General features: G+C 37.1%; 10 protein-coding genes. 8 read left to right on the forward strand and 2 right to left on the reverse strand.

Annotated elements, in window-relative coordinates:
- The first annotated feature begins 103 nt into the window (after window positions 1–103).
- The 6 genes from rplM (at window position 104) to C1A05_RS17070 (ending at window position 3983) form a co-directional block, all read left to right on the forward strand.
- Window positions 104–541, forward strand: a complete 438-nt coding sequence (gene rplM / locus C1A05_RS17045) for a 50S ribosomal protein L13 (RefSeq protein WP_102029442.1) — start codon at window positions 104–106, stop codon at window positions 539–541.
- A gap of 20 nt (window positions 542–561) precedes the next feature.
- Window positions 562–954: a 30S ribosomal protein S9 gene (rpsI, locus tag C1A05_RS17050; RefSeq protein ID WP_102029443.1), complete on the forward strand. Its 393-nt coding sequence runs from the start codon at window positions 562–564 to the stop codon at window positions 952–954.
- A gap of 371 nt (window positions 955–1325) precedes the next feature.
- Complete coding sequence (locus C1A05_RS17055) at window positions 1326–1565, forward strand: hypothetical protein (RefSeq protein WP_102029444.1); 240 nt, start codon at window positions 1326–1328, stop codon at window positions 1563–1565.
- Between the two features lie 224 nt (window positions 1566–1789).
- Window positions 1790–1987: a hypothetical protein gene (locus tag C1A05_RS17060; protein WP_102029445.1), complete on the forward strand. Its 198-nt coding sequence runs from the start codon at window positions 1790–1792 to the stop codon at window positions 1985–1987.
- A 129-nt stretch (window positions 1988–2116) separates the two neighbouring features.
- The gene (cwlD, locus tag C1A05_RS17065; RefSeq protein ID WP_102029446.1) at window positions 2117–2833 is read left to right on the forward strand and encodes an N-acetylmuramoyl-L-alanine amidase CwlD; all 717 of its coding nucleotides are present in this window, start codon (window positions 2117–2119) and stop codon (window positions 2831–2833) included.
- 97 nt (window positions 2834–2930) lie between these two features.
- Window positions 2931–3983: an Mrp/NBP35 family ATP-binding protein gene (locus C1A05_RS17070; protein ID WP_102029447.1), complete on the forward strand. Its 1053-nt coding sequence runs from the start codon at window positions 2931–2933 to the stop codon at window positions 3981–3983.
- Window positions 3984–4067: 84 nt separating this feature from the next.
- Here the strand turns inward: C1A05_RS17070 and gerD are convergent, their stop codons facing one another.
- Window positions 4068–4727 (reverse strand): spore germination lipoprotein GerD, encoded by a 660-nt coding sequence (gene gerD, locus C1A05_RS18460; protein WP_255398329.1) that lies wholly within the window; start codon window positions 4725–4727, stop codon window positions 4068–4070.
- 133 nt (window positions 4728–4860) lie between these two features.
- On the opposite strand from gerD, the gene C1A05_RS17080 reads away from it, so the two are divergent.
- Window positions 4861–5505, forward strand: coding sequence for a KinB-signaling pathway activation protein (locus tag C1A05_RS17080; protein ID WP_102029448.1), 645 nt, complete (start codon window positions 4861–4863; stop codon window positions 5503–5505).
- A gap of 80 nt (window positions 5506–5585) precedes the next feature.
- Here the strand turns inward: C1A05_RS17080 and pdaB are convergent, their stop codons facing one another.
- Window positions 5586–6350, reverse strand: a complete 765-nt coding sequence (gene pdaB, locus C1A05_RS17085; protein ID WP_102029449.1) for a polysaccharide deacetylase family sporulation protein PdaB — start codon at window positions 6348–6350, stop codon at window positions 5586–5588.
- 144 nt (window positions 6351–6494) lie between these two features.
- On the opposite strand from pdaB, the gene C1A05_RS17090 reads away from it, so the two are divergent.
- On the forward strand, window positions 6495–6725 hold the full coding sequence (locus tag C1A05_RS17090; RefSeq protein WP_102029451.1) for a hypothetical protein: 231 nt from the start codon (window positions 6495–6497) through the stop codon (window positions 6723–6725).
- The last annotated feature ends 331 nt before the right edge of the window (window positions 6726–7056 follow it).

The following is a 7056-nucleotide window of genomic DNA, read 5'->3' on the forward strand; positions in this document are numbered from 1 at the left end:
ATTTTCAGAACCACGACTAGCCCCGGAAGGTAATCGTGTCTAATAAATAAAATTCGAAAACAAAAATTAAATGAATGAATGATAAAATAGGAGGGAATTCCACATGCGTCAAACTTATATCGCAAAAGATAGTGAAGTGACACGCAAATGGTATGTTGTAGACGCTGAAGGCAAAACTCTTGGTCGTATGGCTAGTGAAGTTGCTGCTATTCTTCGTGGTAAGCATAAACCAACATACACACCGCATGTAGACACTGGTGATCACGTAATCATCGTTAATGCTAATAAAGTACACTTATCTGGTAACAAACTATCTGACAAAATGTATTACCGCCATTCAAACTATCCTGGTGGTTTAAAGTCTCGTACTGCGGATGAAATGCGTACGAACTATCCAGAAAGAATGATTGAGCTTACTATTAAAGGCATGCTACCAAAAAATAGCTTAGGTCGTAAAATGATCAAAAAGCTTCATGTATATGCAGGTCCTGAACATAAGCATCAAGCACAAAATCCAGAAGTTTACGAGCTTCGTGGATAATTAGAAGGAGGTTGACTAGAGTGGCTCAAGTACAATATTACGGTACTGGACGTCGTAAAAGCTCAGTAGCTCGTGTGCGACTAGTTCCAGGTACTGGTAAAGTTGTTGTAAATAAACGTGATGCAGAAGATTATTTCCCATACGAAACACTTCGTCGTATCTTAAACCAACCATTACAAGTTACAGAAACAGAAGGAAGCTATGATGTTCTTGTAAATGTAAGTGGTGGTGGATTCACTGGTCAAGCAGGTGCAATTCGTCTTGGTATTGCTCGTGCACTTTTAGAAGCTGACCCAGAATATCGTTCTGTATTAAAGAGAGCAGGTCTTCTTACACGTGACGCTCGTGCGAAAGAACGTAAAAAATACGGTCTTAAAGCAGCTCGTCGTGCACCACAGTTCTCTAAGCGTTAATTTTTATATTCAAAGACTCTTTTCACTTATGTGGAAAGGGTCTTTTTTAATGCTGAACTACGTTTGTTTCGTATTCGTATCGTGCGAGTGGGATCATATAATGGAAAGGGTTGTTATTGCTATTGAATACATAATAATTACCTTCTAATTAGGACAGCTTTTAGGTGAAATTCTAGTAATTTCATGAAGGTGCAACACATAAGCTTATGTAGAGGAGGTTCATAGTCCATGTGGAATGTGAATCGTGCTTATAGGTGGGTTATAGCTAATCATAGCTAATAACATTCTTTTAATCAGCGAACTACATAATGATAACTTACCTTAAATGCACACTTTTAAAGTGAAGAATTTCAACAAGGTGGTGCAAAAGTATGGGTGGTTACGTAAAGGCGATTATCGGTGCGATTATCGGTGCCGCGACAGCAGGAGGCTGGTTAATTGTAGACCTTTTACTCCCGGAGCCAATTGGAGATTACTTATTATTCCTCCTTATGGGCGTATTTAATATGGGGGTAGGTTGGCAGGTTGGTAGGTTAATGGAAAAGAAACGGAATGTTGAGCAACAAGTGGCTATATCAAATTCGAAAGAACAAGGATTAGAGGTACCTTAAGGAAGTGGGAATCTCAAATTTATATGTATCGTAATGTTGACTTTCAAACGACGGGTTTGAGAGTCTTTTTTTATCGTAACCTATATTACTTAGTAGATTAGATCTTTCATTTTCCAAATACGTTCATTACCATATAAGCTTTTATGATTCATAGGTGCGTGTCTTACCCCATTGCTTTTTCTATGCATATACTAATATTAACTTTAGAAGCGAGGAGGATTAGAATGAGCAAACTTCAAAGAGCTCCTTGGTTATATTTAGCTTGCATATTAGCAGGTTTTGCACTTATTCATGTACCCTTAAAATACACGTTCCTTGAAAGCTTAAAGCAAATCATTTTTGTTATCGGAGTAGTCACTGTTCTTGTTTTTTCCTTTGTACTCATTTTTATCGGCTTGTTAGCTTTGTTTGGAAAACGATAAGGTATTCTTTTTATTAAGAACTCTTCGCGTTAGCGGAGAGTTTTAATTTTACGGGAGTAAGATTCAAGAATATTCTTACACCTTGTCCCATATAGTTTATACGAGCGGACTTTAGGGAGGAAAATGTAAATGAAGAAGAAAGCGATATACACAGTATTGTGGTTTATGGGTTTTTTTGCACTTATTTATTTGCTTCAATATCCGATAACTTCTAAGGATGCATGGGAATCCTTCTCGCTACCCCTATCCGGTAAAGTGATTGTACTAGACCCAGGACATGGTGGGGTTGATGGGGGTGCGGTAGGAGCGGATGAAACCTTGGAAAAGGATATTGCATTAAGCACTGCTAAGTATTTACGAGATTACTTGCAACAGCAAGGTGCACTTGTGTATATGACGAGGGAGAAGGATCAAGATTTAGCTGCGGAGGGAACTCAAGGGTTATCCAAGCGGAAATCAGAAGACATACGAAAGCGGGTGCAGTTTATACAGGAAAAAGAGCCCGATTTCTTTTTAAGTATTCACCTTAATGCCATTCCTTCTTCAAGGTGGTCAGGTGCCCAGACGTTTTATTATCCCTCTTTAGGGGAAAGTGAGCACCTAGCGAAGTTTATTCAAAGTGAAATAATAAGGAACTTAGACAACACAACAAGACAGGTACAAGCAATTAACAATGTCTATATTTTAAAGAATGCGAATGCACCTGGGGCATTAGTGGAAATTGGTTTTCTATCCAACCCTAAAGAAAGAAATTTATTAAAAACGGACGAATATCAACAAAAAATGGCAGCCTCTATTTATGATGGTGTACTTCGTTATGTTACAGAGCAGGAATTTCCTGAGTAGAAAGAAACATACTTTGTAATGTATATCACTTAGCAAATAGGCAATATATGTTATACTGTCCTTAGAGAGGTTAATATACTAGAGGATGGTGACAAACATGTTAACGGATAAAAAGGTAGAAGAGATTTTAAAACCATTTCAAGATCCTTATTTACATAAATCGTTTGAAGAAACGGGTGCCATTGAGGAAATTAAGATTAAAGAGGACAAAAATCATGTAAGCGTAAAGCTTGCGATTGGTAACCCGAATTCAAAAGAACAAATGCAGCTACAACAAGAGATCGTTGCGGCGCTGAAAAAAGAAGGTGCTGCGACAGTTGGCTTACGCTTCACGAAGCTTCCGGATGAAGTGATGGCAAAATATGAAGGGGAAGCGAAGAAACAACAGGAAGCGAGTCTTTTAGGTGGCTCTTCCAATACAAAATTTATCGCTGTTGCTAGTGGTAAAGGTGGAGTTGGAAAATCAACGGTTACAGTTAACTTGGCTGTAGCGTTAGCTCGACTAGGCAAGAAAGTCGGAGTTATTGATGCGGATATTTATGGTTTTAGTGTTCCGGATATGATGGGTATTGAAAACCGTCCACAAGTTCGTGGGGAAAAGATTATTCCGGTTGAGCGCTTTGGTGTACAAGTTATTTCCATGGGCTTCTTTGTGGAGGATAACTCCCCAATAATTTGGAGAGGACCGATGCTTGGGAAAATGTTAACAAGCTTCTTTAAAGAAGTGGAGTGGGGTGAGCTTGATTACTTGCTTTTAGATCTCCCTCCTGGAACTGGTGACATGGCTCTAGATGTTCATGCCATGCTTCCATCCTCAAAAGAGGTTATTGTAACAACACCTCACCCGACAGCTGCATTTGTAGCAGCTCGTGCAGGTCAAATGGCATTACAAACAGACCATGAAATTCTTGGTGTTGTAGAAAATATGTCCTACTTTGAAAGTACATTAACTGGCCAGAAAGAATATGTTTTTGGACAAGGTGGAGGCGACAAGCTGGCGGAAGTTTTAAAAACGGACTTACTTGGACGTTTGCCATTACAACAACCATATGATGAAGACGATGATTTTGCTCCTGGTGTATACCAGAAGGATCATCCAATCGGCAATATATTTTTGAAAATTGCAGATAAGGTTATTAAAAAATATTAACAAAAAAGTTCTGACCATGAGTGGTCAGAACTTTTTTGTTTAAAATATTTCATTTAACATATAAATCAGGATAAGAATCATTGTCTAGCTTCCTCCTCCACCAGATCCTCCTCCGGAACTGCCACCACCAGATCCTCCGCCGCCTTCACCTCCGCCGGATTCTCCGCCTTGCTGTTGACCACCTTGCTGTTGTTTTTGTTGTTCCTCAGCAGCTTTTAATAAGACCTCTGTCATGCTTGCTTTGAATAACGGGCTATTTAATGTTTCTTGAATGGTTGTTTCTAAATGCTCCCGAAATTGTTGGCTTTTTAAAACATCTACCATTGTATTGGTCATTTCAGGGCTTTGAAAAATGTCCATTAATAATTTTTGGTATTCAGAGTCTGTCATTAATCCTTTCATTAAATCCTTTTGTGCATCTTCTACTGACTTTGTATATTTTTTGACAAAAGTAGGATCCTCAAATAGCTTACTCCAAAATTTCTTAGATTCTTCAGAAGTGAGCGTTTTATCAATCGCCTGTTGTACAGTTGAGGAATCCATAACAAGTAGCTCTTTCATTTTTTCATCTGTTAATACTTCGGTTAATGCTTTTTTGCCTTCATCTGTTTTAATTATGTCTACTACCATTTTCTTTGTGGTTTCATATTGTGCATCTCCTTGTGCAGCTTGCCCATTACCGCCGCCACCGCAGGCGGTTAACAGAAATAGTAAAGACATAATAGAAATCCATTTTATTTTCATGTTGGATCTCTCCTTCATTCGACTCCTATTTGTTAGGATGAGAATGAATAATGAAAATATACGCACATAATGTAGGAAAAAAGGGGAGTACATGTTAAAATACGTAATAGACTAATCGTAGGAGGAGCATGTTGTGACATCACGCAATTGGGTAAGGTTATTTACAAGAACATTATTGCTAGGAGCGATTGTAGCAATTTTAATGAGCTTTTTTGTTAAATCTTCATCGTATAGCGCTAATTTATCTCCTTTTGATACATGGGAAATCTTTGGGTTATTGATTTGGTTTGCGGGGATTGGGTTCTTATTTAGTATTGTGAGTCAAACAGGATTTTTTGCATATTTAGTACTGAATCAAATAGGGTTGGGTGTCTTCAAAGGATATTGGCCAACTGTTCAAATTGGATTAATTGCTTTTGCGTTATTTGATCTCGTTTATTTTCCTTTTAAAGCTGCGGGTGAGGGGGCTTCTATATTTCCATACCTTATTACCGCGTTCGTAATTTTTGCTTTTGGTTATGTAGTATCTTATATAAAGGCAAGAGAGACGAATAAGAGGGCATTTGTACCAGCTTTATTTTTTATGGTAGTTATCACAATTATCGAATGGGTACCTGTTTTAAGAACTGGTGATGCAGACTGGATGTTGTTGATGATTGCTCCGTTGTTAGCTTGTAATACATATCAGTTATTGGTATTACATAAAATCAATAAAAAAGTGGAAGAAGAAAAACAACAGCAGGATACAAAGACACAAAACCATAAAAGCAAAAAGTAGGGAGATCCCTACTTTTTTGTTTGCAATTGAAATTTCTCTATCTGATTGTTGGTCGAGTACGTAATACTTTTGCTGGTACTTCACTTTACTTCTTTGCTTTCGGAAGAGCTATTTGAAATTAGCTCTGAAATAGTGATGAATGTTAGTTTATCTTTCTTTATTGCAGGGATGATCTCAGTAAGAGCTGTTTCCGTTTGCTTTATGACGTCTGAAGCGTGTAATAATATGATATCCCCACTAGAGGTATTTTCTAATACATGGTTGACTATTTTTTCTGTTCCGGGGTTTTTCCAATCGTTTGGATTGACACTCCAATAGATAACGGAGAATCCCATATTTTCTGCTAGTTTTAACACATCTTCATTGAACTGTCCGCTTGGTGGTCTAAGTAACGTCACATTAGAATAGCCTAGCTTCTGAAATACTTCTCTCGCCCTTAATAAATCCTTTCGTACTTCTTCAATATCTTGTTCTACATAACTTTTATATCGATATCCTAGCATGCCCAATTCGTGATTTGCTTCTGTAATTTTCTCTACGATTTCTGGGTGTCGTTCCGCCCATTCTCCACTTACAAAAAAAGTAGCTTGTACCTTTTGTTTATCTAACACATCTAAAATGGTATGTACTTTTTCTTGTCCCCAACTAATGTTAAAGGTTAGTGCTACTTGTTTTGAATCATCCTTTCCGCTTTTTATTAATGCCCTTGGCCCGTTCTCTGTGGAAAATACAGAGAAGGTTCCTAATGTTTGTGTTACTAAATATATTGCTGCAAACAAGGCCATCACTAAAACAATTAACCAACGTTTCCATTTGTTCATTTTTACAACAAAGAAATGCTGCAATGTTAGTCCCTCCCGAAAGTTATTACTACATTATATGGGGGCATGTACATAGATATGATTGAGTTAAGAATCATAAAAGAAAAGATTTTGGTAAAAATGAGAAGACAAGGTTATATAGAGAATAAAAAGAGGAGCATGAAATTTATGTATGGATTTATTCTAAATGAAGCGGAAATAAAAGAATTTGAGTATTTATTAAAAAGAGAAATGGAAGAGCTGATATTAGATTTGAAAAGCAGAGAAATTGATCATATTGTAAAAAGAGCGATGAGGGAGAGATATCAAATATTGTATAAACTATTTAAAAGGTATGCTGATCAAGCGGATTGCATGAGGTATTTACCTTCAAAGTATTTTACGACGAAGGTAAATTAGAAATAACGAGCCTTCTTTAATGGGGGAGGGGAAGGTGCATTTATAAAAAAACTTATAAAAAGTGTTGACTTCAAATTGCATACGTGATAAATTATATTTCGTCGCTGTTACGCGGCATTGAAATGTTGCTTTTAAAAAAGAGTATTGACAACAAATTAATACTCTGCTAAAATAACAAAGTCGCTGATTTTCAACGACAAAAAATGAACCTTGAAAACTGAACAAAACAACCAGTACGTCAATTCGGTAATTTACATTACCATTTACTATTTATGAGCTTTAATCAAACAATCTATTGGAGAGTTTGATCCTGGCTCAGGACGAACGCTGG

The sequence above is a fragment of the Salirhabdus sp. Marseille-P4669 genome, from assembly GCF_900240405.1.
Taxonomy (GTDB): domain Bacteria; phylum Bacillota; class Bacilli; order Bacillales; family Alkalibacillaceae; genus OEQK01.

Coding starts and splice junctions, on each gene's coding strand:
- C1A05_RS17090 (WP_102029451.1), top strand. CDS start 6,495: ATGTATGGATTTATTCTAAATGAAGCGGAAATAAAAGAATTTGAGTAT.
- rplM (WP_102029442.1), top strand. CDS start 104: ATGCGTCAAACTTATATCGCAAAAGATAGTGAAGTGACACGCAAATGG.
- C1A05_RS17070 (WP_102029447.1), top strand. CDS start 2,931: ATGTTAACGGATAAAAAGGTAGAAGAGATTTTAAAACCATTTCAAGAT.
- gerD (WP_255398329.1), bottom strand. CDS start 4,727: ATGAAAATAAAATGGATTTCTATTATGTCTTTACTATTTCTGTTAACC.
- cwlD (WP_102029446.1), top strand. CDS start 2,117: ATGAAGAAGAAAGCGATATACACAGTATTGTGGTTTATGGGTTTTTTT.
- C1A05_RS17060 (WP_102029445.1), top strand. CDS start 1,790: ATGAGCAAACTTCAAAGAGCTCCTTGGTTATATTTAGCTTGCATATTA.
- C1A05_RS17055 (WP_102029444.1), top strand. CDS start 1,326: ATGGGTGGTTACGTAAAGGCGATTATCGGTGCGATTATCGGTGCCGCG.